Here is a 26187-nt window from a genome sequence, read left to right as displayed (position 1 = left end):
CCCGCCACACCGGAGCACCACATGATCACCCTGACACCGCATTCGACGGTCTCTGAAGACCGCAACGCCACGGCAGACCTTCCACGCGAGGTCATCGCCACCGTCGTTCAGTGGCGCGGCCGGATCGCCCTCTTCAAGCGCAGCCAGTCCGTCGGACACGAACGCGGTCTCTGGCACTGCATCACCGGGTACCTCGAGCCGAACGTCACCCCCGAACAGCAAGCCCTGACCGAACTCGAGGAAGAAGCAGGACTCACTCTAGAGGACCTCGCCGATTTTCAACGCGGAGAACAGCTCATGATTCCCGACCACAAGGGAAACCCCTGGCTGGTGCACACCTTCACTGCGACAACCACACGCCGCAGACTAACGATCAACGACGAACATGACGTCTACCGCTGGAGCGTCCCGGCCAAAATCAGCCGGTTCTCCAACCGCGTCCCCTGGCTGGACGCCGTCATCCAGGCAGCACCGCATATCTGAAAGAGGACTCACCAGTGACAGTCATCGAAGGGATCGTGGAACACGGCGACCAGCGGGGCAGACTCCTTGGTTTCCCCACCGCCAACATCCCACTCGACAACGAAGACGTCCAGGACGGCGTCTGGACAGCGATCGTGCAAATCGAATCGGACAGATGGTTCCCTGCGGCAGTATCAATCGGCCGCCGTCGGACGTTTTATGGCGAAGCCGGGCAGCGCCTGATGGAAGCCCATCTCCTCGATTTCACCGAGAACCTCTACGGCCGAAGAATCCGTGTTGAACTCGCCACCAAAATCCGGCCGCAACGCGCCTTCGACGATGTCCAGGCACTCACGGAACAGCTGAACCAAGACGTCCAAAAGGTTCACGAATGGTCCATTTCGCACTTCCCGCCATCCCCGTCGCAGACCCACCGCGAATCCAGCGGGTTGAACTCTAAGACACTGAGCTACGCATCCTAAGGAGCCGATATGGCTGACACCACGACTTTGACCATCGACCGCGAAACTTCCCTCCTCGCCTCCGTGCCCACGGGCCTGCTGATCAACGGCCAGTGGCGGGATGCGTCCGACAGGGGCACCTTCGACGTGCACGACCCCGCCACCGGTGAGGTACTGGCCACCCTCGCCTCGGCCACCAGCGACGACGCGGTCGCTGCGTTAGACGCGGCCCATGCCGCGCAGGCGTCCTGGGCGCGTACGGCACCGCGCGAACGGGCCGAGATCCTGCGCCGCGCCTTCGACTTGGTCACCGAGCGGACCGAGGACTTCGCGCTGCTGATGACCCTGGAAATGGGCAAGCCGCTGGCCGAAGCCCGCGGTGAAGTCGCCTACGGCGCCGAGTTCCTGCGCTGGTTCGCTGAAGAGACCGTCCGCGACTACGGCCGCTACCTCACCACGCCCGAGGGCAAGAACAAGATCCTGGTCCAGCACAAGCCGGTGGGACCGTGCCTGCTCATCACCCCGTGGAACTTCCCCCTGGCGATGGCCACCCGCAAGGTCGCACCCGCCATCGCCGCGGGCTGCACCATGGTCCTCAAACCGGCCAAGCTCACCCCCCTCACCGCCCAGCTCTTCGCTCAGACCATGCTCGACGCCGGCCTCCCCGCCGGGGTCCTCAACGTCGTCGCCTCTTCCTCCGCCTCCGGGATTTCCGGGCCGCTGTTGGCCGATCCGCGGCTGCGGAAGGTCTCTTTCACCGGCTCCACCCCCGTGGGCAAGCGGCTGATGGCCGACGCGGCGCAGAACGTGCTGCGCACCTCGATGGAACTCGGCGGCAACGCACCGTTCATCGTCTTCGAGGACGCCGACCTGGACAAGGCCGTCGAGGGCGCCATGTCCGCCAAAATGCGCAACATGGGCGAGGCCTGCACCGCAGCCAACCGGTTCCTGGTCCAGGAATCCGTCGCGGCGGAATTCACCGCGAAGTTCGCCGCAGCGATGGGCGCCCTGACCACCGGCCGCGGCACCGACCCCGGCACCCAGGTCGGCCCGCTCATTGACGCCGGCGCCCGCGACGACGTCCACGCGCTCGTGAGCGCCGCCGTCGGCGCCGGGGCCACCGCCGTCACGGGCGGCTCACCGGTGGAGGGGGCCGGCTACTTCTACCAGCCCACCGTGCTCACCAATGTGCCCAACGACGCCGAGATCCTGCGCCAGGAAATCTTCGGCCCCGTCGCCCCGGTCACTACGTTCACCACCGAAGAGGACGCCGTCCGGCTCGCCAACAACACCGAGTACGGCCTCGCGTCCTACATCTACAGCCGCGACTTCAACCGGCTGCTGCGCGTGGCCGAGCAGATCGAGTTCGGCATGGTCGGCTTCAACGCCGGCGTCATCTCCAACGCCGCAGCACCCTTCGGCGGCGTGAAACAGTCAGGGCTCGGCCGCGAAGGCGGCTCCGAAGGCATCGCCGAATACACCACCACCCAATACATTGGCATCAACGACCCGTACGCCAACCAGGACGTTTCTGCGTGATCATCCAACATGTGGCCCAAAACTGGTCAGCACTCGAAGCCGGCCAATCGTTCTCGTCGCCGAAAGCTCGTCCCTTAGATATCCAGCCACTGTGGACGAATTCACCGAGGATAAGACTGTCCTGTGGATAACCATCGGAAGTGCACGCCGCGCCTTCGACTATCGCGAAGGGGTCGTCGTAGTGCCTGCCTGACTTCGGCCGCACCCGTGGAACGCGCAACTTCACCGCAAATCTACGGATGCATGTCTCTGACGTCAGGTTGGGTACACCCCAACCGGACGCCAGTCTCTGCATGTGTGGATGTCAGAGTAGGGTTGCAAACCGCAGTTCTGGACACACCCCGGCGAAGGTCTTTGATTTCAATCTGACAGGTGTGTCGAATGCGCCAAACAGCAGCTCGGTGGCGTCTCCCGAAGGAAACGCTTCGGTTCACGCCAGAGACGCCACGGCTACCGCGACGGTGACTACCAGCTCCATTAAGAAGTAAGAGGGCACATGTCAACCGTAAGAACGTGAAGAGGAATCGGTATATCGACTGCCGCCCGTCCCGAAGTGGCTGCGCGAGCACTGACCATCTCATCGGGTCTCGTGTCTGTCCGATCGCCCTGGCACTTGCCGCCGAATCCGCCCACGATGGCGGCCAGTCCCAGCCCCCTCAGCACCAGGCCGCCCCGACGCGGTTCTTCGTCGCCTTGGCATTTCTGCCCAAGCGGGAGGCCGCGCTGGGTGCGTGCTCCCGCTACGTTCCGCCGGAGCACATTTCTCGACCGGCAAGGCCCCCGCGTTTGCCGCACTATTTACGATGCATGCGCCCGGGCGTAATTTCGTCCCATAGTCAGTTGAGCACTGGAGGTGCTGCTGGGATCCAAGCTCAGGTTTTCGTTCGCTCGGCAGACCACGCCCACCGCGTCAGCCGATGGCAGCAAGGAGAAGCATCCCCAGCAATGCGCCCCGGAAACATAATAGATGTTTTTACTTGAGAGGCGGAGCTCATGTCAGGGTCGATGAAGGACCTTATTGTCTTTAGGATTGAGAAGGCCGATTTCTACCTGCTCCAATCTTGGCTGGCTCATAAACTACCGGAGGTGCCAGACGTTTGGACACAACTTGAAAAGATCGGCCTCGAGGAATTACCGCGGTATCTGGCCGCTATCCAAGTGGATCATGAACGTCGCACAGTGTGGTGCGTGGCTTCCTACTCTAGCGGCCGAAATCATCCTTCCGACGCGCAACAAAAGTTGCACGACTTCTGGGCATCAGCCGACGCTGGCGTTCCGTACCTAGTTAGTTCAGATGAGGTAGGCGGGCTGTGGCCGGACTCAGGCACGTATACATTTGCTGTAGCGTCCCTTCGAGACGACCGGGGTAGCGGGGGCATTCGAGTCATCACATCATAGGGCCGGTACAATGTCATTTTAATACTATCCCTACGCGATTGAGAGTTTAGGCCGAATGGTTAGTCCTGGGGCGTAGAGGACCATAGATGGATGCCGCATGCGTATTACGCGCCCAGGTATCCGTGGCCGTCCGGCATTCGGGCTCACCATGTTCGGCTGGACTACCAGCACCGGGTTCGGCCTGTCACCTGAAGACATCCAGAATCTCGTCTACGATGCCAGCACGGCGCTCCTAAGCCTCGACAGCTTCAACGACTGCGACACGCTGACAATCACCACCGTCACGCCGGCCGCCAAGCACTCGCCCGCGCAGCCCTTCACTCCGGACCGCCCTCTTCGCTTCCGCGAGAAATGGGGGAACTGTAGAAAATGACGACAGGTTTCCCAAGCCATCAGGGAGCCTGGACGACAGAAGTTGTGGACGCATCGCGACGCGCGTTCGATTCTAGAGAACGCATGTACCCGTATATCCCAGCCAGAATAACTCCACCCCAAAAGCCTAAGTCCCCGATCTCCACTCCGAGAACTATAGCAATGGCTATAGGCGCGAGAGCATCAAGGACGTTGCGGAAGTATATTCCTAGACCTATTCCTCCAAAAGCGAGTCCGATTACTGCAGCGACGTTTGGATTAGTTCTGCGTGCCACCGGCGGAACCTTTCCCCAGATTGCTAAGCCAAGTTTTAACATGATTTGTCCTTTCTGATTAGGCTTTAATTGAGAACTCGAAGTAATTGAAACGAATGCCCCGGAAATTGCCCGCCCACGGGCAGGAATCAAGACGGTCAAGACAACAAGTCCAGCAGAGGCCGGGTCTCATCCCGGACTCGCCGATCCGCGCGCCTAGATCGCAGCCAGTAATGAAACATATTCCGGCAGAAGAGGGTATTTGCGCGTCGCTACAACCTTCTCGGGAATTCTGCTGCGCTCCTGCCTCGTGCCGCGTCCTGCAAGCTCATCGCCTCCCGCTGTGAAAAGTAGGCTCTAGCGTCAACCTTGGCTGCTCAATGTCGCCGCCAGACTCCGTCACGAGATCTGGAACTCTTGCCACGGCGCGACCCTTTCTCCAGGGCTTGGCGTCTGCGATTGGATGATGCTTGTCGGGTGCGCTGCCGCCATGTTCACTTTGAGCGTGAAATCGGTGCGGGCGATGAGAGATTGAGCCTGTTCCAAGGTCTTCCCGGCCAGGTTAGGTGCCACGGTCCATGCGTGAGCTGTGGCGGCGTTCATCATGTCCCGTCGGGCGTCGGTCGCGTTCGCGGAGGCGAAATAAAATCCCGCTGCCGCGGAGGCCAACGAAACAATCGGACCGATTAGTGTCTTTTGTAAATCGGCATTGCTTGAAATAAGTGAAGCAACAGCAATGGTGACCAGCGTGCCGACCAGTAACACTGCCAGAATCGGTCGTGTCAGGGACGTCGCATTTTCGTGTGTATTATGTTGCCTGAACTTGAAGACCACAATCGAGGTCAGACTGGTAAAAACCAGAGATATGACAAACCAGAGTAGGGCGCTGGGAACCACATCAGGGAAGCCTAATGAATTATCCGCCACTCCTTCACCGGTCATCATCTGGGTAAGCTGAATTTCCGCCATGGAAGCGGAGAAGTACTTTTCCATAAGAACTCACTTTCAAAATATACGGGCAGGGCTGTGTTTCGGTTACCGCGTTTCCGCAGTTTGGTCCCACTAGATTCTCTTAATGGAGAAAGTGGCGTGACCTGATCGCTGACGCCTTCTTGTAGCAGCTGGGAGCTGCCCACCAGCAACGAGCCGGCGCTCCGCCGGAGCGCACGATTCGGGCCGGACCATTCAGTTCGCTATTGCCCGGTGGGGCCTTCCCTCAGCCTGCCCCGGCAGTAGGGGCAGGCTGAGGAATTTCACCATGACGACGCGGAGTGTGTTTCACGCGAGCCTCGGCCAGCGACTCGGCGATGCATTCCGGGCTAAGTTTTCATTAGCTGGCCAAGGACGTCCTTGATCTCTTGGGCGATGTCGCCTGCAGCCTTAATGCCGTCGATTAGTGCGTTCCTTAGATCACGGTATGACGGTGTGTCTGCCTGGTACACATCGATTCGGGCTGCATAGCGTCCAACTACCTCGGGGAAGTCGTCGCGGAATGTTTCCTGCCCATACGAGGCGCAACTTGGGTCGGGGACGGAGCACCGTGTCGCCGCCGCGAACTCATTTGAGACCCAAATGGCGTGACCGCCCTCGTCCACGACGAGGAGGAGCACCTTTCCACGCAGGCCTCCGGTCCAGTTGTCGTTTTTGGTATAGACAGAACTCACAGATTGACCAGAGCGGTATAGGGTGCCGACGGTACTCATGGTCTTGCCGTAACCGACGTTCTCATTGAGCTTGCTGATGGGAACCACGGCTCCAGGGGAGTAGATCGTGTTCGACGACCAGACTGCCTTCCCGTCTGGGCGGTAAATGATGAGGTTGCGATCATCCCTTAGGACAAGCCGGGAACCACCGTTTCCCTCCGTGTGTGTGGCCCATACCGGAACGCCACTGGGGGTGAGCAAAACCAGGTTGCCGTCGGCCTGCATGACGGCACGGTCCGGGCGATGATCCAAAGGCAACTGCCAGGTCCCGGTGTCCCAAACAGCCTGGTTCCCGTATGCGTAGAGGACCAGATTGCCGTCCCCTTGCATGACGAGGGTGTACTTGCCGTTGTTGGATGCAACGGAAGAATTCACCGACAGGGTAACGCCTGAGTTTAGAGATTCCACTCTCTTTACCTTTCTCGAATATGTGGAGCACGGTCTTGGTAGCCCCACCCATCGAGTTTGTTTCCCGGCAGCAGTTTCGACATCCGCAATTCGACATATCCGATGGGTTTGAAACCTTTAGATCGCACGTCCCCGCGGCACAGGGCAAGGGCCAGGTTCATCGCGTCCTTAGGTTAAGGCAGCAAGGCGGAACCGCTATCAGCCAGGTCCGGCCCGCGCACTGGCCTCGGATGTAGTCCCCGAATGACATGACAGATGCCCGCCCTTCTGGGGTCAGGCGCCGGTCCAGCAAGCTTCTGGAAGGCCGCGCCCAGTCTCTTTATCTCCGATCTCATCGGATGACCTTCAGTGTCACAACGGAAGGAATCCGTCGGCTCCAGATGGGACTGAGTTCGAGCACGGCAGTACCTGGGCCGCCCGCCAGAGGCGCCACAGGGGCGTCAAGGGCGACCGATGGGCTAAATCTTTCGACCAGGCTGAATACGTCAAATGACAGACGTCAAATTCTGGACCTGCGAACAGACTCGATATATCGGGCATCCAGCAGGGAGCCTGACAAATACACCGAAAGAGAATGGAATAATGTCGAACGTTACTTACAACGGGATTTATCTTCGTATAGAACTCGACCACGAAGAAACCGTTAAATTCACAGACGCCCTTACAAGTGGCGACGTAGGTGTGATCACCACGTTCTTGGCAGCCATCGGAGTCTCAGCCACGGTGGCGCCTATCGTCGCAGCCGCGGTGGCAGTACATCTCGCGTGGGAGATCCCGGCCACCAAAGCCGCCGACAAGGGCAATGGCGTCTTCTTGACCGCATATGGGTTTCCTCTCAACCCGGCCGCGTTCATCCCAACGACGAGGTATCCGACTCCGCAAAACGACACTTGGTTCTCGTCCGATGATGCGGTTATCGGGTCCTCCGAGGGTGACGTCATCGAAACCCACATCGATCACGGGGTCGTCGCCCCCGACGCCGTGACCTTCCGGCTGAACAACCAAAGCCCGGAAGGTTGGGACAAACGGATGATTCTGCGCGATGGGAACGGAGCCGAATACCGTATTGAGGCCAAAGCATACGCGTCCGCCGAAAACAGCATCTACGTCAACGAAGCCGCCAACGACGCGCCCCTCACATTCTGGAAGCCAAAAATGCTTGGAATCTGGACGGGAATCTTCTCCGTCCAAGGCATCCGTCACGTTTCTGGCGGTTCCCGGGTGACATTCACCTGGGTAAAAGACTGAGCGGTGCCCCGTCCAGGTGCAACTCGAAGAGAGCCCGGGTCATCCAATGGCCCGGGACCTCAAAGAATCTCCTTCAGGCATAGGAGTGCTAAAGTTCGCGCCCTTCCCTAGACGCAAAGCGGGAGCAGTTGACCCCAGCATCACCACCTCGCCAAGGGCGCCGACGTCCGAGTCCGCGCACCACTCCCACACTCAACATCGAAAGGAATCGATCCATGCAACCCGTACCAGCCACCTTTCGCGTCACTCAGGAATTTGGAGGAGGGGCGACGGCAGGCATCGCACCCAACCCGAACCCGAACAGCGGAATCGCCTACCTCGTCCACCTCTACGGCAACTACCAGCCCCTTGGACACGCCGGACGTGACATAGCCTGCCCAATCGGAACCCCCGTAGGCGCGATGGCCGCCGGCACGGTGCTTTGGGCAGACTGGGCCACAAAGCTCCCGGGTGACAACTCATGGAAAGGGTGGGCCTCCCGCTGGTTCCTCTACAAAAGGTTCCCCGGCATCTGCACAGTCATCAAGCACCCGTGGGGTATAGGCGTCTACGCGCACCTGTCCAACAACAACATGGCCCCCGCAGGGACCAAGGTTACGGTGGGGCAGACGATCGGGCTGTCTGGCAATACCAAAGCCATCGGTCCCGCCGAATATGTAGGCGCTCACCTTCACGTAGAGGCACTCGTGGATCTTAGTTATTCCAACAGCAACGGCCTGATCTACGGGCGAACCGACCCGGCCAAATTTTTCTAGGACAATTTCGCTCGCAAGATGCCACCGCAACAAGCCAAGAAAGGATAGGCAAATGACACGGGAAGAAGCCTTCGCACGTTGCACCCTGGACTCGTACGTAGAGTTCTATGGCGGCCGATGGCTCATCGTGCCGCTCGCCCAAGTGGAGCAGCCGCAGTTTTTCGTCTGCTCACCCCAGACGTCCAGCACTGACTAACCCCTGGCCCGGACGACAACTCGAGCCGGCAGGCGCCCTTCCCATCGGCACGCGCCACCTGCGAATAGCTTTACAATCCTCGGCATGGCGGTCTTGGCCCGACGCGCCCGGAACTGTCTGAGTATCGGATCCATGGTTGGCCTGACACCGGGCGCTGCCTCGCGGGGAGGGACTGATCAAGAGCGGAACCGTGGATCCCAGTGGCGACTGATGTGGATCAGCAGGAGTTAGCGCAGCAGCTCCTAGCCGGCGGCCGAGACGGGGCGCCTGACGGTAATGATGGTCCGGGACGGATTCGCTGGCCTCTTCGGCTCGTTGACCTGCCTGCTCGCCGTTTGGCTTCGATGGCCACGGCGACGAGCCGTCCCGGGATCTGGTGATCGCCGAACAGCGATTCGTGGTCACAGCGGCGCGAACCGCAGCGGGCGCCCACTGGTGCCCGCTGCGGATACTAATTTACGATAGTCGGAGTGGGGTTGTTCTGACTCTCGGAGTTGGAGACCTCGCGTCGCAGCACAATGGACCGTACCACTAGAGGTCGTCCAATTATGATCTTTGGTAGGAGTTCTGAGCTCGCTCAGTTATCCACCCAACTTGACCTCGCTCGCAGCGGCTCAGGGCAGATGGTGCTTGTGTCCGGCCCGGCCGGGATTGGTAAGACCAATCTTCTGGAGTGGGTAGGTCGGTCTTGGGATTCCAGTGGTGGCGTCACGCTGCTGGGTCGAAGCCCCGCTCTCCTCGGCCATGAGCTGCCCTATCTGCCGTGGGCGCAGGCGCTTGAGACCCCAAGGGGCGCCTTGAGCTCCGGAGCTCTTGAATATCTGCGTCAGGCCGCCGGCTATCTGAAAAGCGATGTACCAGGAGGTCCTCGCTCCCAGGCTGCGGCGTTCTGGCAGTCCTTGGTTCGAAGCGCGGACGAAGTACCCTTGCTGATTATCCTGGACGACCTCCAGTGGACTGACGATTCCTCCCTTGGCCTGCTTGCATCGGGCATTGCGGAACTACCCCGAGCGTCCATATTTTTAGCCTGCGCGTTTCGCGTATCCCCGGAAATGAACCAATCCCTCCGTTATCTTTGGCCTGAATGGGAGCGTCTGGAACTGTGCCATCATGCCCGCCTTTCAGCCCTTGAAGACGGGGCTGTCGTCCAGTTGCTGACCACAGCGGGTTATGAGGGCAAGATCGAAGAAGCACTTACGAGGGCGGGTGGCAATCCCTACTATGCCCTCACACTGGCACGTGCCGCGGATGATGCTCGCGCCGCACTTCCTGTCGGCCTGCTTGACTTCCTTTCGTCCCAGTTTCTTCTCGCCGGGGATGACATTCGGGACCTTGCACGCATAGTGGCCCTGGCCGGAGGCAACATAGAGGCGCGCGTTTTGGCTCGAGCCTTTGGAAGCGACGCGGTGTCATCCGAAAGACAGATAATCAAAGCTGTCGATCAAAACATTCTGGGTTTTGACGTTTCGACCGACGCTGTAACGCTCGCCCACGATCTGATTGGTGAGGCTGCCACCCATCTATTGGGTCCAGAGGCGCGGACAAGCATCCACCGCGCGCTGGCGGTTGCGTACGAGGCGGCCACTGGGGTGTCTTTCCGCGTACCCAAGATGGCTAGACACTGGAGAGAAGCGGGCGAGGCAGCGCGCGCCTTCGATGCCTATCTCATAGCAGCTGAGGAAGCGTTCTCCAGCGGTGCGTACAAGGAACAGTGGCACCATCTCGAGCAGGCGATGTTTCTCAGTGAAAAATCGGATCCGGAATCAGACGAGCGTCACAAGTGGAAGTGTCATTTGCCAGTAGCCGCAGAGGCCGCGTACCGCGCTGGGAATGCTGTGATGGCGGCGCGGTTGGCTCAAGTGGCGTTGACCTCGACGAAGCTCGAGGTCGCTGACGAGTTGGATCTGGCTGAAAGACTTGTCCAGTACCTACGATGGGCAGGCGATGGCAAGGCAGCCGTGGAGTGTGCGCGGCTGACGGCCCGGCGGGCTGGCTCCGTTGAGGAAATCGATCCACTCCGAAAAGCCGAAATAATCGCCACTTTCGCGGGGGCACTAGTGGGTTCAGGACAAGCAGAACAAGCCGCGGAAGCTGCCAGCCAAGTCTTATCCCTGTGCACCGATGAGTCTGCGGACCGCGCCGCACTGATCCGGGCAAATGCACTCACAACAATTGGGATAGCCCGTGCCCTGGCGGGTCGGATAGATGAGGGCATTGACATACTTGACGAGGCATTGCAGCTGGCACGGCAACATGATGCTGGCGAAAACTTGCTCCGTACCCTGAATAATCGCTCTTTCGTGCTTCAAGAAGCAGGGCGCTACGACGCGGCCGCGGGAAATGCATTGGAGGGCTACCTGCTTGCAGAGGAACTTCATCTGGACCTCGGTGTAAACGGCCTCTGCCTTAGCAACCTCGTGAGCTGTCTAGAGTGGCTCGGACGCTGGGACGAAGCGATGATGTGGGTAGACAGGGGACTCAAGGACGCTGTCGGGCCTGAGATCAAAGCCGGCCTTCACGGCACCGCCGCGCTCATACTTGCGTACCGCGCCGAGCCAGCTCAGGCTCAGGCCTCGATGAAAACTGCCTTGAAGGAAATCAAGAACTCCATACTCCCAGGGGTCAGATTTCAACTGACAGCCATGGCTGCCGATGTCGCCTTGGCATCAGGCCAGTACGTGACGGCGCTCAACACCACCGTTCAGGCCTTTGAGTCCCTCTCTGATCATGAGGAGCCGCGCGATGTCCTATATATGGCAACACTGGGCCTTCTTGCTTCGTCCAGCGCCAGGGCGTTTCTTTCCCCCTTAGCTGTTGACGAAAAGGTCAGGTTGTTAGGTGCCGCCGGGTTGGAAGCAACTGCGGACGAATCGGGCGTTGTTCAGCAGGCATGGGCGATAACCTTCAGCGCCGCGTTCACCGCGGTGTCGGGATCACATCCCACGGTGCAATGGTTGGACGCAGCGCAACGCTGGGAAGACCTTAGCAACCCGTTGTGGGCTATTAGATGCCTTATGGCGGCAGGGAGTGCCGACCTGCACAGGAACCGTCGACGCGCGACCAAGTCGCTTTCACGGGCAAGATCTCAAGCCATCGCTCTAGGCGCCCGCCCTCTCGTCCGGGACATTGAAGCACAGGCTCTAAGCAACAACCTGATTTTGGCGGAACAGGAGGCGCCCAGCAAAAAACCATCGCTTCCGTGGGGGCTCACGATACGGGAACAAGAAGTGCTGGAGTTACTCATCCACGGCGCCTCTAACCGCATTATTGGCCGCGAACTCCTAATTACTGAGCGTACAGCCGGCGTGCATGTGTCGCATATTCTGACCAAGCTTCAGGTTAGGACGCGTTCTGAAGCGGCCGCCTTGGCATTCAGGACGCGGATGAGTGAATTGGCCGAGTAGTAAAACCTGCGTACACATCTCTAGTGATACGTGATGACCCGGATGCCCCGCGTTGTGTCGTCATCTTTCAACTCCGCTAAAGCGACGGTATGACTGCCTGAGTCAACTGCGGGCCAACGGTCGTCGGCTATGGGGCCCAGAGCACCTGCGCCGACCGGTGACCATAATCTGGCCAAGGACGTCTGAATCTCGTCGGACGAAAGTCTCGTTCCTTTATGGGAAAGTAGATACCATTTGGTTTTACGTTCAAGATCATGACCAACTTGCATAACGGCTAGATACTGCGGCAAGTCATCCTCCTTGAGGCCGACCTTCTCGAGCTCAGCCCAAATGTTTGGATCTGTCTGCAGCAGCCAAGTCTGCAGTGAGGAAAAATCATCCTTCTCAATCCTGTAGATGGTCAGACCCTCCGACGACCAAGCCATGAGTTTAGCCTCCTAAACTGAAGATTCACCAGGTTCCGCCCCTTTTCCGCTATGGTCTCGACAGAGCCCTGGGTACAAAGACCTAGGTAGGAACAGCCCGCTCGCATCAAAGTTTGGGCGAGTAAATGAGCACTGTCCACTTTGCGCTTCTAGATGGAATTTATGTGATTCTCAACTTTTCGGTGCCATGGGCAACGTCCGTCATGATCGGGAACCTCGATGGCCAAAATGATAGCCATCTTGATGTTTGATTTCAAGAAAAAAATGTGCACGGGCCTGGGTGCGCGCAATCTGGGCACGGAAGACCGCTCCCATCCACGATGCCTGCAGATGGAAGCAGCCGCCGCATGGTCAACGAGCAGTACAACGGCCTCCACTGGGGAACGGGATGGTTGCCGTTGTTCAACTGATCCACGCCTTCATAGACGACCTAACGTTGAGAAGGAATCGTGGCTGAGCTCCTTCTTTGCAGCTGAAGGAGAGTTCCGGCACGCTGAAACAGTCGGCAAGCCGATCTGGGAGACGAGAAGGGAATCAGGCGCGGTGTCCCGCAGCGGCTCCGCCCGGATTTCACTCCGTACTGCGCGAGAGGCAGCAGCTGGGGCTGGAAGGCATTCTGTATGCCAGTACTCCGTTGCGTCCCATCCGGATGTCGGGGACTCTGAGTTTGCCTTACTTCCGGTCTTCCCAAGATGCTGTTTCTCTCAACTCAGCGTCGACAGCCAGACTAAGCCGGTCCACCCCTTGCATGGCGTCGGCCGCCCTGACCAGGGTCAAGTGTGAGAAGGCTTGGGGAAAGTTGCCGGCCATCCTACTTTCGTTCGTTGCGTACTCTTCGCTCAGCAGACCGAGGTCGCTGGCAAACCCCACTAGCTTGTCCATAAGCATCTTTGCCTCGGCCCGTCGGCCCGAACGCGCATACTGTTCCACCAGCCAGAAAGAGCAAGCGAGGAATGGGTGTTCACCGGGTTCCAGCCCGTCAACGCCACTTTCGGTCCGGTAGCGCAGCAGAAGCCCGTCCTCGGTTAGAAGTTCCTGTTCCAACCGTGCGACCGTGCCGGACATGTGTTTGTCGTTATAGGGCAGAAAACCGACCTGTGGAATGACCAGTAGCGCGGCGTCTGTTTGAGTTCCGCCGTAGGTCTGTGCAAAAGAGCCAGTACTGCTGTTAAACCCTTCGCGCATGATCTCGGCACGCAAACTGTCGCGGAGTTGCTCCCACGACTCAACGTCGCCGGGCAATCCGTGCATACGCACAGCCCGGACTCCACTGTTGAAGGCAGCCCACATCATCACCCGGGAGTGGGTAAAGTATTGCGCCTCGCCGCGCATCTCCCAGAGGCCGAAGTCCTTGTCATCGAGGTGTTTCTCGACGAATCCCAAGAGTGCCTGCTGAAGTGCCCAGGAGAATTGGTCTTCTTTGCCTCCAGCCATGCGCAGTCTTTCCAAGGCGATCATCACTTCGCCGACAACGTCCGCTTGGAACTGTGAAACGGCGGCATTTCCGATGCGAACAGGCTTGGAGTTTGCATAGCCAGGAAGGTGGGTGAGTTCGCGTTCCGGAAGCTCCCGCTCGCCCCCAACCCCATACATAATCTGTAATTGCTCGGGATCGCCGGCCAATGCGCGGAGGAGCCAGTTTCGCCATTGGAGCGCCTCCGTTTCATAACCGTGGGTCAACATCGATTCCAATGTAAGGGCAGCATCGCGCAGCCAGCAGTATCGGTAATCCCAGTTTCGTGGTCCACCAAAATCCTCCGGCAGAGATGTAGTAGGCGCTGCTACGATTCCGCCCGTTTCCATATGCGTAAGGGCCCGCAGTACCAACAGGGAACGTTTGACTGCGCCACCGTACGCGCCGTCGTGCCGGCAATGGCTTCCCCAACGTCTCCAATACTCGATGGTTACTTTGAGGGCGGCGTCAACGTCCGTCGGTGCCGGCAAATGGCGGTGCGACGGGAACCACGAGAATTCATAATCCACGGTCTCGCCCTCTGAAATGAGGAAATTGCCTTCGTGCCCATGCGCATGGGCTTGCGGAAGATGGGGTCCTCTAAGTGCGAAAGCATCGGGGCCGGCCATGGCCAACAGTACCGGCGAGGCGGTCGGTCCGCTGTCGCGGACTCGACTAGTCCAAGGCAAGACAGTCGAATACCCGGGCCGGATCCGAAGTTCCTGACGCATTTCTACGCTGCCGCCTAATCCTCTGACCCTGCGGATAAGGGAGGAACGGTTGTCCCCCAACGGCATGAAATCCGTAACACTGACCTTTCCGGCGGCGGTCCCCCAAATGGTTTGGAGTACAAAAGTGGAATCGATGTAGTGCCGGTCGACAACAACAGCACCTGATTCACTGGGAGCCAACAGCCAGCGACCATGCTGGTCCGCGCCTACAAGCCGGCTAAACACAGACGGAGAATCGAAGCGCGGGAAACAAAGCCAGTCTACGCTGCCCTCTCGGGAGATGAGAGGCCCCGTCTGAAGATCCGAGAGTAAGGCGTAATCCTCTATGAGTGCAGCCATGACCACACTTTTTCATACTCCGCATGGGGCCACCCGCTGCCTTGCGACCGGCCCGCTGCCGGCGCGGAATCAATAGGCGGTGGATCGAATATTCGAGGTCCGTCTGCTCTGCGAAAATTAAACATACATGATGTTACTGACCTCTCACGGAGCCAGTGAAGGCCCAAAAGGTGTGTTCGAGGCCCGAGAAGGGACCGTCTGATAAAGGGTGCGCGTGCTGCGCGCCGAGCGCGCCACCGCGATGCGGGCCCGGGTCGCCGTGATGGCCCAGGTCAAGGCGATTCTGGTAACAGCACCGGAGGCCATCCGCGCCAGGTACCGGGAATGACAAGCCCGGCCCTGATGTCCGCACTAAAGAAAACACGGCCCGCCGGTGCCCGTCCGAGCCGCTGATCAGCACCGCGACGGTGCTCAAACGGCTCACCGTCCGCTACCGGCACCTGCACGAAGAGCTGGCACTGATCGATGCCGAACTCGACGCCATCCTCACCCTCCACGCACGACCCTTCTGGATCCTGACGTCTAGCATTTACCGATATTGAAGGCTTCTACGACGTTTGAGCACCAAGGCGCCCAGCGGAGCCAGATCGGGCTGACCACGTCAAGCTTGTTGAGGCTGCCGCTGCTTCCCGGAGCCTGGAGCGGGGTTCGTCCTAGCCTTCGCACTCGATGCAGTACGAGCGGCCGCCCTTTTCGCGCGCAAGCTGGGAGCGGTGTGCCGAACCAGGAAACAGGAGTAACAGGTGAACTCATTCTGGGCTTGCGGAATGACCTGAACAATGAGTTCCTCGGCGACGAACTCGCCGCCAGGGGTCCTCACATCGTCCAGTGCGTCGGATTCGTCCAGCTCCCGGACGACGCTTGGGCATCTGGGGCGTTGGCGGACTGCAAGGCTTCGAGGGAGCGGTCCTATGATTCCTTGACGTCGGAACGTACTTCGTCATAATCGGTTGCCACTGAAGTCCTCTCCTTTCTGGCGAACTTAGCTGGCCAAACTTCAGCGCACACCGCAGAACCCCGCGGGATAGCTGGCCAGGAAGGGAGCCCGGTGGCTCCGGCGCCGCGGTCCTTCGACCTGCGGGTCCCGGGTTCAATTGCCTTCGCCCCTGAGGTTGCTCGCCTGCTTGACCATTTCCAGTATGGGCAGCGAGTCATCCGCTTCCCCAAGGAATCGCATGGAATGGCGAAGGGAACGAACGGACACGCTGGACAGGAGGTGGAAACGTGAGGGGACAACACGGCAATCCACGGCTCCGTGGGCCAAGGAACGCTGTACACCTGAGCAGAAATTCCGCGCCCACAGCACTGTCTGAAGCACCCTCAGCTCACACAGCCGAGTCCAGCCCCTTGCCGGGAGGACCATCTGGCCACCATGTCGCGGGAGTCCCCTCACAGGACCCCCGCTACGAAACCAATCCGTTGACGACGAGGTTCCACTCGGGTGTGAATCAGAATTTCCCCAAGCCCAGTGGGCATTCACCGACGACGTCCGACGACGGGAATGCACGACGACGGCGCCCGGCGACTTCGCTTCCGACCCACCCTGACCCGACCATCGCCGTTGATGCCGGCCCCCAGAGGAATCGAGAACGGCCAAGCTACAGGAGCACACTCAGGAACTCATGTCGAAAGCCATCCTCCCGGACATGGACAGGTATAACCGCCCAGAAATAGTGGAGGGAGCGTCACTGATGTGCCAGGGCATCACGTGTACACGGGTGTTGACAATGTGCACGCCACATTTGGACGGACAAAAGACCGCCAAGCTCTCCCCCGGCTCACAGGAAGGAGCGAATCGAAGGAAAAATTTTCAAAGAAACTGGCCTAGGTCACGTCAACACCACAACCCCACAACCCCACGGCATGAATAGGTACAAGGCCAACCACGCCCGACGGAACGCGTCAGAAAGGAGACCCGGATGATTCCAGAACACAGCAGGCGGAGGACCCACCAGCCAGAGCCCTGAACCCGCCATCCACATAACTTCACAGGCCACCGCGGCGGCCAGGCCACAGGCCGCGACAAGCGTCAGAGGGACCCGAGCAGGGTCAATGTGCACACGTTAAAGCAAAGACCCCCTCTGACGAGGGGGAATGCTGTGCCCGAGGTGGGACTCGAACCCACACACCTTTCGATACCGCATTTTGAGTGCGGCGCGTCTGCCAATTCCGCCACTCGGGCGCGGAGTACACCGGTGTAACAATCAGCCTGCCACAGTGCTGTGAGCAACGCGATCGCTTCCAGTGCGCGAAATTACTCTACATGCAGATAGGCTGAATTCCAGAATCGCGCCAGTGACGCCGCATCGAACCAAACCGGTCCAAGTACATCGGCGGACAAAACCTATGATGGTTGAGTTCCCGCCGTACCTTTCCAAGGAGTTCCCGTGTCAGAACAGACGGAGTCAACCCCCACTTCCCAGCCGGCGCGCCGCGTTGTCGTCGCCGAGGATGAGACCCTCATCCGCCTGGACATCATCGAGATCCTGCGGGGCGAAGGCTACGACGTCGTCGGCGAGGCGGACAACGGCGAAAAGGCCGTCCAGCTTGCCGAGGAGCTCAAGCCCGACCTGGTCCTGATGGACGTCAAGATGCCGGTCATGGACGGCATCTCGGCCGCGGAGAAGATCGTCAAGGCCCGGATCGCCCCCGTGGTCCTGCTCACCGCGTTCAGCCAGAAAGAGCTCGTGGAGCGCGCCCGCGACGCCGGCGCCATGGCGTACGTGGTCAAGCCGTTCACCCCGGCGGACCTCATCCCGGCTTTGGAGATCGCGCTGTCCCGCCACGAGGAAATCAAGGCCCTCGAGAGCGAGGTCACGGACCTCCAGGAGCAGTTCGCCACCCGCAAGCTCGTGGAGCGCGCCAAGAGCCTCCTGACCACCAAGATGGGCCTGACGGAACCGGAAGCCTTCCGCTGGATCCAGAAGACCTCGATGGACCGCCGCCTCAGCATGCGCGAGGTCGCCGAAACCATCATCAACCAGGTCAACTAGCGGCCGGCGGTTCCGGCCACGCTCCGCGGCCGGAACCCGCGCACGCGCACCCAAAGCCCCAAGCACCAAGCACCAAGCACCAAGCACCAAAAAGGGAGGATCCCCGCCAGCCGGCGGGGATCCTCCCTTTTGCGTTCAAGCTATCAGAACTAGGCCTGGACCCGGTTCTTCTTCTTCTTTTCCGGCCACGGGCCGAGCTTGTCCTTGGCCACGGCGGCTTCGCCCTGGCCGCCGAAGTCGGCGAGGTCGCCCACCTTGTGGACCTTCAGCAGGTTCGTCGAGCCGGCCTTTCCGGGAGGTGAACCGGCGGCGATGACCACCAGGTCACCGTCCTCGACGACGTCGAGCTCCAGCAGGCTGCGGTCAACCTGGGCCGTCATCTCGTCGGTGTGGCCCACCATCGGGACCAGGACCGGCTGGATGCCCCACGTCAGCGCGAGCTGGTTCCAGACGTGCTCCACCGGGGTGAAGGCGAAGACCGGCCTGATGGGGCGCAGACGCGACAGGCGGCGTGCCGAGTCACCGGACTGCGTGAAGGTGCAGATGTACTTCGCTTCCAGCTGATCGGCGATCTCGACGGCGGCGCGGGTGATGGCGCCGCCGCGGGTCTTGGGCTTGGTGCCCAGCGGGGGAACGCGCTCCAGGCCGTGCTCTTCGGTGGACTCGATGATCCGGGCCATGGTCTTGACCGTCTCGATCGGGTACTTGCCCACGCTGGTCTCGCCGGAGAGCATGACCGCGTCGGCACCGTCCAGCACCGCGTTGGCGCAGTCGGAGGCCTCGGCGCGCGTCGGGCGCGGGTTCTCGATCATGGACTCGAGGACCTGGGTGGCCACGATGACCGGCTTGGCCCAGCGGCGTGCCAGTTCGATGGCGCGCTTCTGCACTATCGGCACTTCCTCGAGGGGAAGTTCCACACCGAGGTCGCCACGGGCCACCATGATGGCGTCGAAGGCGTCGATGATCTCGTGCAGCTGCTCCACGGCCTGCGGCTTCTCGATCTTGGCGATGACAGGCACGCGGCGGCCTTCCTCGTCCATGATCTCGTGCACGCGGACGATGTCCGAAGCATCCCGGACGAAGGACAGGGCAACCATGTCCACGCCGCGGCGCATGGCCCAGCGCAGATCGTCCTCGTCCTTTTCGCTCAGCGCCGGCACGTTGACGGCAACGCCGGGCAGGTTGATGCCCTTGTTGTTGGAAACCCAGCCGCCGACAATCACTTGGGCGACCACCTTGACGTCGTCGACGTCGATCGCGCGGAGGGCGACCTTGCCGTCGTCGATGAGCAGGGCATCGCCCGGGTTGACGTCCTCTGTCAGGCTCTTGAGGGTCGTGGAGCAGATGTCCTTGGTACCGGGGACGTCCTCGGTGGTGATCGTGAACGTGTCACCGACCTCCAGGAGGTGGGGACCGTCGACGAAACGTCCGAGGCGGATCTTCGGGCCCTGCAGGTCGGCCATGATGGCCACGGCCTTGCCGAGCTGTCCCGCAGCCTTGCGGACGTTCTCGTAGGTGTTGTCGTGCACGGAGTAATCGCCGTGGCTCATGTTCATGCGTGCCACGTCGACGCCGGCTTCCAGCACGGCCAGCGTGTTGTCAAAGCTTGCGATTGCCGGTCCGAAAGTGGCCACGATTTTAGCGCGTCTCATATACCTACCCTACTGGTGTGTTGCATGGATTAAGTTGAAGTGCGGATGAATCCCGGAGGTCCTGTGGGACTACAGAACGGCCATCGCACGGTCGGTCGGCGCCACAGGTGCCGGCAGAATGGTGCTGCCCATCAGGAACTTGTCCACCGCGGCCGCGCAGGCGCGCCCTTCGGCGATGGCCCAAACGATGAGCGACTGGCCGCGGCCGGCGTCGCCCGCGACGAAGATGCCTTCAGTGTTGGTCATGTAGTAACCGTCGCGTGCCACGTTGCCTCGGCCGTCAAAGTCAGCCTGGACCTGGTCGGTAATCCCGGCCGGCTCGGCGCCGGTGAAGCCCAAGGACAGGAAGACGAGGTCCGCTGGAATGATCCGCTCAGTGCCGGCCTTCGGGAGGCGCTTGCCATCGACGAATTCCGTCTCCGCAACCTTGACCCCGGTGAGTTTGCCATTTTCCCCGACGAACTCCACGGTGGAGGCGAGGTAGGTGCGTTCGCCGCCTTCCTCGTGTGCGCTGGCGACCTCGAACAAAGTGGGGAATGTCGGCCACGGCTGGTGGCCGGCCCGCTCGACGGGCGGCTGCTTGCCGATCGCCAGGGTGGTCACGGACGCGGCCTGGTGACGGTGCGCGGTGCCAAGGCAGTCGGCGCCGGTGTCGCCGCCGCCGAGGATGACCACGTGCTTGCCCGCGGCATTGATCTGGTTCTCCACGGTCTCCCCCGCCACCACCCGGTTGGCCGGCACGAGGTAATCCATGGCGTAGTGGACGCCGTCGAGGTCGCGGCCCGGGATCGGCAGGTCACGCGGGACGGTGGCCCCGGTGGCGATGACGACGGCGTCGTACCGGCGGCGCAGCTGCTCCCACGTCACGTCGGTGCCGACGGCCACCCCGGTGCGGAACCGGGTGCCTTCGGCCTTCATCTGCTCCAGCCGGCGGTCCACCTGCTCTTTTTCCATCTTGAAGTCGGGGATCCCGTAGCGCAGGAGGCCGCCGATCTTGTCGTCGCGCTCGTACACGGCCACAGTGTGGCCCACCCGGGTCAGCTGCTGGGCGACGGCGAGCCCGGCGGGGCCGGACCCGACGACGGCGACCGTCTTGCCGGTCAGTCGCGCGGGCGGCAGTGGGTTGACCCAGCCGTTCTCGAAGGCCTGGTCCACGATGGACACCTCGACCTGCTTGATGGTCACCGCGGGCTGGTTGATGCCGAGTACGCAGGACGCCTCGCAGGGGGCAGGGCACAGCCGGCCCGTGAATTCGGGGAAGTTGTTGGTGGCGTGCAGCCGCTCCATCGCTTCCTCGCCCTTGTCCCGCCAGACGAGGTCGTTCCATTCCGGAATGAGGTTGCCCAGCGGGCAGCCCTGGTGGCAGAACGGGACGCCGCAGTCCATGCAGCGGCCTGCCTGGCTCTTCAGGACACCCTTTTCCTGGGCCTCATAGACCTCTTTCCAGTCCATGATGCGGACCGGGACGGGACGGCGCGGCTGGGTTTCACGCTGACGTACTTTCAGAAATCCGCGTGGATCAGCCACCGGTCACCTCCAGGATTCGAGACCAAACTTCTTCGCCGTCGGGGTCCAGGCCCTCTTCGATGGCGTCAAGACGGGTTTGCAGGACGGCCGCGTAGTCGCGCGGCAGCACCTTGGTTATGCGGGCTGCGGTGTCATCGAAGTTCTCGAGGAGCCGTGCCGCGAGCAGCGACTCGGTTTCCTCGAGGTGCTTGACGAGCAGCCCGTGGACGATGTCACGGTCCTCGGCGTCGAGCTCGCGCAGCTGCAGCTCGCCTGACTCGAGGGCCTGCTTGTTGACGCGCTCGGTCTGCAGGTCCAGCACGTAGGCCGTGCCCCCGGACATGCCGGCGCCGAAGTTGCGTCCCGTGCGGCCGATGATGAGCGTCTGGCCGCCGGTCATGTACTCGCAGCCGTGGTCGCCGATGCCTTCGACCACAGCGGTGGCGCCGGAGTTGCGGACCAGGAAGCGTTCGCCCACCTGGCCACGCAGGAACAGCTCACCGCTTGTGGCGCCGTAACCGATCACGTTGCCGGCGATCACGTTGCGCTCGGCCGGGAACACGTTGGTGCGGTCCGGCCGGACAATGATGCGGCCGCCGGAGAGTCCCTTGCCGACGTAGTCGTTGGAGTCGCCGAACATGCGCAGCGTGATGCCGGCCGGCAGGAATGCTCCGAGCGACTGCCCCGCGGTGCCATTGAGCGTGATGTCAATGGTGTCCGTGGCCAGGACGTCGGTGCTGAAGGTCTTGGTCACGACGTGGCCGAGCATGGTGCCGACGGAGCGGTCCGTGTTGATGACGTTCACGGAGATCTTCACCGGCGTGCGGTCGCTCAGCGCTTCGGCCGCCATGGCGATCAGGCGCTGGTCGAAGTGCTTGTCGAGTTCGTGGTTCTGGCCGGTGAGGTTGCGCAGCGGCGCGTCGTTGTCGAACTCGAGCCCGTGCAGGATCGGATCCAGGTCCAGCCCTTCGGCCTTCCAGTGGTTGATCGCGTCGCGGGAGTCGAGCATCTCGGCATGGCCGATCGCCTCCTCGATGCTGCGGAAACCGAGCTCGGCGAGGATTTCGCGGACTTCCTCGGCAAGGAATTCGAAGAAGTTCACCACGAACTCGGGCTTGCCGTTGAACCGGGAGCGCAGCTCGGGGTTCTGGGTTGCGACGCCCACCGGGCACGTGTCCAGGTGGCAGACGCGCATCATGATGCAGCCGGAGACCACCAGCGGGGCGGTGGCGAAACCAAACTCCTCGCCGCCGAGCAGCGCGGCGATCACGACGTCGCGGCCGGTCTTGAGCTGGCCATCGACCTGAACCACCACACGGTCGCGCAGGCCGTTGAGCATGAGCGTCTGCTGGGTCTCGGCGAGGCCGAGTTCCCACGGGACACCGGCGTGCTTGAGCGAGTTCAGCGGCGAGGCGCCGGTACCGCCGTCGTGCCCGGAGACCAGCACGACGTCGGCCTTCGCCTTGGTGACGCCAGCCGCCACGGTGCCGATCCCGACCTCGGAGACGAGCTTGACGTGCACCCGGGCCGAGGGGTTGGCGCGCTTGGCGTCATAGATCAGCTGCGCGAGGTCCTCGATCGAGTAGATGTCGTGGTGCGGGGGCGGCGAAATGAGGCCGACGCCGGGCGTCGAGTGCCGCGTGCGGGCCACCCAGGGGTAGACCTTCTGCGCCATCAGCTGGCCGCCTTCGCCGGGCTTGGCACCCTGGGCCATCTTGATCTGGATGTCGTCCGCGTTGGACAGGTACAGGCTGGTGACGCCGAAGCGGCCGGAGGCGATCTGCTTGACCGCGGAACGGCGGGTGGGATCGAGCAGCCGGTCCACATCCTCGCCGCCTTCACCGGTGTTGGACTTGCCGCCCAGCCGGTTCATGGCGATCGCGAGGGTCTCGTGGGCTTCCTTGGAGATGGAGCCGTAGCTCATGGCGCCGGTGGAGAACCGCTTGACGATGCTGGAAACCGGTTCCACTTCCTCAAGCGGCACCGCGGGACGCGAACCGGCCTTGAACTTCAGCAGACCGCGCAGGGTCATGAGGTTCTCGGACTGGTCGTCAACGCCGCGGGTGTAGGCCTTGAAGATGTCGTAGCGGCGTTCACGCGTGGCGTGCTGGAGCCGGAAGACGGTCTCGGGGTTGAACAGGTGGGGTTCGCCGTCGCGGCGCCACTGGTATTCGCCGCCGCCGAGCAGGGGCTGGTGCGGCAGTTCGATGCCGTTCTCGGGGTAGGCCATGCGGTGCCGGGCCAGGACTTCGGCGGCAATGACGTCGAGGCCGACGCCGCCGAGCTGGGAATGCGTGCCGGAGAAGTACTCGTCCACGAGGTCCTGGCCGAGGCCGAGGGCTTCGAAGGTCTGTGCACCGGTGTAGGAGGCCACGGTGGAGATGCCCATCTTGGACATGATCTTCAGGACGCCCTTGCCCAGGCCCTTGATCAGGTTGTAGACGCCGTCCTGCGGGGTGACCCCCACGACGTCGCCGGAGGCGATGAGCTGCTCCACGGATTCCATGGCCAGGTACGGGTTCACGGCGGAGGCGCCGTAGCCGATGAGCACGGCGACGTGGTGGGTCTCGCGGACGTCGCCGGCTTCCACCACGAGCGCGGTCTTGGTGCGGTTGGCGCTGCGCAGCAGGTGGTGGTGCACGGCGCTGACCAGCAGCAGGGACGGGATCGGGGCCCACTGGGCGTTCGAGTCTCGGTCTGAAAGCACCACGTACTGGACGCCGCGGTTGATGGCGCCGGAGACCTGCTCACAGATTTCGGTGAGCCGGGCCCGGAGGGAGTTCTCGCCGCCTTCGGGGCGGTAGAGTCCGCGGACCTTCATGGCGACCTTGCCGCCGTCGGCGCTCTCGATGTTCGCGATCTTGGCGAGCTGGTCGTTGTTGATCACGGGGAACGGCAGCGAGACCTGCGGCTGCCGGACCTGTTTGGTGTCCAGCAGGTTGCCGTTCGGGCCGATTGCGCACGTCAGGGACGTGACGAGCTCTTCACGGATGGCGTCCAGCGGCGGGTTGGTGACCTGCGCGAAGGACTGCACAAAGTAGTCGAAGAGCAGCCGCGGGCGCTTGGACAGCACGGCCACCGGGGTGTCCGAGCCCATGGCACCGAGCGGTTCGGCGCCGGTGCGGGCCATCGGGCCCAGCAGGATCTTCAGTTCCTCGGTGGTGTAGCCGAACGTGCGCTGGCGGATGTTGACCGAGGCGGCCGTGTGCACGACGTGCTCGCGTTCGGGCAGGTTCTTGAGGTCGATCAGGTTGTCCTTGACCCATTCGGCCCAGGGGTTCGCTGCGGCAACCTCGGCCTTGACCTCGGCGTCGTCGATGATCCGTCCGGCCCCGGTGTCCACCAGGAACATCTTGCCCGGCGAGACGCGGCCCTTCTTGACCACCTTGGAGGGTTCGACGTCGATCACGCCGACTTCGGAGGCGAAGACGATCAGGCCGTCCTCGGTGATCCAGTACCGGCCCGGGCGCAGGCCGTTGCGGTCCAGCGTGGCGCCGACCAGGTTGCCGTCCGTGAAGGAGACGGCCGCAGGGCCGTCCCACGGCTCCATGAGCATCGAGTGGTATTCGTAGAAGGCGCGGCGGGCCGGATCCATGGTGGCGTGGTTTTCCCACGCCTCCGGGATCATCATCATGATCGAGTGCGTGATGGGCCGGCCGGAGAGCCAGAGCAGTTCGGCGACCTCGTCGAAGGAGGCCGAGTCCGAGGCGCCCGGGGTGCAGATTGGGAACAATTCTTCGGGTGAGTCCCCCAGCAGCGGGCTGGCGAGCTGCGACTGCCGGGCCCGCATCCAGTTGCGGTTGCCCTTGACGGTGTTGATCTCCCCGTTGTGCGCGATGGTGCGGAAGGGCTGGGCCAGCGGCCAGGACGGGAACGTGTTGGTGGAGAAGCGCGAGTGGACAATCGCGAGCTTGGTCTTGAAGCGCTTGTCCGACAGGTCCGGGTAGAACGGCTCGAGCTGCGCGGTGGTGAGCATGCCCTTGTAGACGATGGTCCGGGAGGAGAGCGACGGGAAGTACACGCCGAACTTGTTCTGGGCGCGCTTGCGGATCCGCCAGGCGCGGGAATCGAGCTCATTGCGTTCGAGGGTTTCCCCGGTGCTGGAGGCGAAGAACGGCTGCGAGAAGTACGGCATGCAGGCCCGCGCCATTGCCCCGACCAGGTCGGCCACGACCGGGACTTCACGCCAGCCCAGGACGGTCAGGCCCTCGTCCGCGGCGAGGCCTTCGATGCCGGCGCGGGCGGCGTCGGATTCGCGCTGCTCGGCGGGCAGGAACGCGGTTCCCACGATGTACTGGCCGGGGGCCGGAAGTTCGAAGTCCGTGACTGCGCGGAAGAATTCGTCCGGCACCTGCATCAGGAGGCCGGCGCCGTCGCCGGTACCTTCATCGGCGCCCACGGCACCGCGGTGCTCGAGGTTGCGCAGGGCGGTCAGGGCGGCGTCGACGATGTCGTAGCCAGGCTCACCGCGGAGCGTGGCGATGATGGCCAGGCCGCAGGCGTCCTTCTCGTTCTCCGGATTGTAGAGTCCGGCAGCGGCCGGAATCGCCGCGAAGCGGCTGAAGGGTGACGCGGCAGCCGAGGGCTGGTCCGGATCGGACCAGCTGGGGCTGTGAAGAGTTTGGGTCATTGGAGACGTCCTTCCTCCTGATCGTGCGTATGGGAGGGACAACATTGGCCCCACTCGGCACGCCGGTGTGTGACGGGCGCAACAGAGTGTTTTTCTAACTGGAATTGTAGGCCAGCCCGGCCTCCTGTACTAACAGTTACGCAGGTGCTGGCCCGGGCTTGCATGGACAGCTTCGATCTGCTGTCCACACCAAGCCCCCTTGCCACGACGCTGTGGAGTCGGGTCCGGTGAGCGGTGGCTCCGGTCAACCCGAGGTGC

The 26187-nt window shown here is 61.9% G+C and carries 17 protein-coding genes, 1 tRNA gene and 1 pseudogene; 10 read left to right on the top strand and 9 right to left on the bottom strand.

All coding sequences use genetic code 11. The features are described from left to right. Positions 1–21 precede the first annotated feature (21 nt). From AC1DRO_RS06575 to AC1DRO_RS06560, 4 genes are all read left to right on the top strand, one after another. Positions 22–483: an NUDIX domain-containing protein gene (locus AC1DRO_RS06575; RefSeq protein WP_476950229.1), complete on the top strand. Its 462-nt coding sequence runs from the start codon at positions 22–24 to the stop codon at positions 481–483. A 14-nt stretch (positions 484–497) separates the two neighbouring features. Next, positions 498–944 carry a riboflavin kinase gene (locus tag AC1DRO_RS06570; RefSeq protein WP_476950228.1) on the top strand — a complete coding sequence of 149 codons (447 nt, stop codon included), beginning with the start codon at positions 498–500 and terminating at the stop codon, positions 942–944. 9 nt (positions 945–953) lie between these two features. Further along, on the top strand, positions 954–2462 hold the full coding sequence (locus AC1DRO_RS06565; protein ID WP_476950227.1) for an NAD-dependent succinate-semialdehyde dehydrogenase: 1509 nt from the start codon (positions 954–956) through the stop codon (positions 2460–2462). Positions 2463–3957: 1495 nt separating this feature from the next. Then, positions 3958–4233, top strand: coding sequence for a hypothetical protein (locus AC1DRO_RS06560; RefSeq protein WP_476950226.1), 276 nt, complete (start codon positions 3958–3960; stop codon positions 4231–4233). A gap of 652 nt (positions 4234–4885) precedes the next feature. Here the strand turns inward: AC1DRO_RS06560 and AC1DRO_RS06555 are convergent. Both AC1DRO_RS06555 and AC1DRO_RS06550 read right to left on the bottom strand, forming a co-directional pair. After that, positions 4886–5479: a PASTA domain-containing protein gene (locus AC1DRO_RS06555; protein WP_476950225.1), complete on the bottom strand. Its 594-nt coding sequence runs from the start codon at positions 5477–5479 to the stop codon at positions 4886–4888. 326 nt (positions 5480–5805) lie between these two features. Next, entirely contained in the window at positions 5806–6597 is a 792-nt protein-coding gene (locus tag AC1DRO_RS06550; protein WP_476950224.1) for a hypothetical protein, read from the bottom strand. 582 nt (positions 6598–7179) lie between these two features. Between AC1DRO_RS06550 and AC1DRO_RS06545 the strand changes: the two genes are divergently transcribed. The 4 genes from AC1DRO_RS06545 (at position 7180) to AC1DRO_RS06530 (ending at position 12200) form a co-directional block, all read left to right on the top strand. Next, positions 7180–7845, top strand: coding sequence for a hypothetical protein (locus AC1DRO_RS06545; protein ID WP_476950223.1), 666 nt, complete (start codon positions 7180–7182; stop codon positions 7843–7845). A 215-nt stretch (positions 7846–8060) separates the two neighbouring features. Then, positions 8061–8600: a peptidoglycan DD-metalloendopeptidase family protein gene (locus AC1DRO_RS06540; protein ID WP_476950222.1), complete on the top strand. Its 540-nt coding sequence runs from the start codon at positions 8061–8063 to the stop codon at positions 8598–8600. Between the two features lie 52 nt (positions 8601–8652). Continuing rightward, entirely contained in the window at positions 8653–8796 is a 144-nt protein-coding gene (locus AC1DRO_RS06535) for a hypothetical protein (RefSeq protein ID WP_476950221.1), read from the top strand. A gap of 548 nt (positions 8797–9344) precedes the next feature. Continuing rightward, positions 9345–12200, top strand: a complete 2856-nt coding sequence (locus tag AC1DRO_RS06530) for a helix-turn-helix transcriptional regulator (RefSeq protein WP_476950220.1) — start codon at positions 9345–9347, stop codon at positions 12198–12200. Between the two features lie 20 nt (positions 12201–12220). On the opposite strand, the gene AC1DRO_RS06525 is transcribed toward AC1DRO_RS06530, so the two are convergent. Further along, positions 12221–12625: a hypothetical protein gene (locus tag AC1DRO_RS06525; protein WP_476950219.1), complete on the bottom strand. Its 405-nt coding sequence runs from the start codon at positions 12623–12625 to the stop codon at positions 12221–12223. A 672-nt stretch (positions 12626–13297) separates the two neighbouring features. Beyond that, positions 13298–15148, bottom strand: a complete 1851-nt coding sequence (locus tag AC1DRO_RS06520) for a glycoside hydrolase family 15 protein (protein ID WP_476950218.1) — start codon at positions 15146–15148, stop codon at positions 13298–13300. A 407-nt stretch (positions 15149–15555) separates the two neighbouring features. Here AC1DRO_RS06520 and AC1DRO_RS06515 point away from each other — a divergent pair, with 407 nt between their 5' ends. Next, positions 15556–15690, top strand: a complete 135-nt coding sequence (locus AC1DRO_RS06515) for a hypothetical protein (RefSeq protein ID WP_476950217.1) — start codon at positions 15556–15558, stop codon at positions 15688–15690. Between the two features lie 111 nt (positions 15691–15801). Here the strand turns inward: AC1DRO_RS06515 and AC1DRO_RS06510 are convergent. Both AC1DRO_RS06510 and AC1DRO_RS06505 read right to left on the bottom strand, forming a co-directional pair. After that, positions 15802–16105, bottom strand: a pseudogene (locus AC1DRO_RS06510) (DUF4193 domain-containing protein). Positions 16106–17248: 1143 nt separating this feature from the next. Further along, positions 17249–17330, bottom strand: a tRNA-Leu gene (locus AC1DRO_RS06505). A gap of 205 nt (positions 17331–17535) precedes the next feature. Here AC1DRO_RS06505 and AC1DRO_RS06500 point away from each other — a divergent pair. Then, positions 17536–18141: an ANTAR domain-containing response regulator gene (locus AC1DRO_RS06500; RefSeq protein WP_018772478.1), complete on the top strand. Its 606-nt coding sequence runs from the start codon at positions 17536–17538 to the stop codon at positions 18139–18141. 149 nt (positions 18142–18290) lie between these two features. Here AC1DRO_RS06500 and pyk read toward each other — a convergent pair whose 3' ends face one another. The 3 genes from pyk to gltB all read right to left on the bottom strand — a co-directional run bounded on the left by pyk (position 18291) and on the right by gltB (position 25929). Beyond that, complete coding sequence (pyk, locus tag AC1DRO_RS06495) at positions 18291–19793, bottom strand: pyruvate kinase (protein WP_243179062.1); 1503 nt, start codon at positions 19791–19793, stop codon at positions 18291–18293. 69 nt (positions 19794–19862) lie between these two features. Beyond that, positions 19863–21320, bottom strand: coding sequence for a glutamate synthase subunit beta (locus AC1DRO_RS06490; protein WP_028277049.1), 1458 nt, complete (start codon positions 21318–21320; stop codon positions 19863–19865). Next, positions 21313–25929 (bottom strand): glutamate synthase large subunit, encoded by a 4617-nt coding sequence (gene gltB, locus AC1DRO_RS06485; protein WP_476950216.1) that lies wholly within the window; start codon positions 25927–25929, stop codon positions 21313–21315. Before gltB ends, AC1DRO_RS06490 begins: the two co-directional genes overlap by 8 nt. Between the last annotated feature and the right edge of the window lie 258 nt (positions 25930–26187).

Source organism: Arthrobacter sp. P4_F11, from assembly GCF_056401395.1.
The sequence above is the reverse complement of the archived record's forward strand: the minus strand, read 5'-3'. Positions and strand labels throughout refer to the sequence as shown.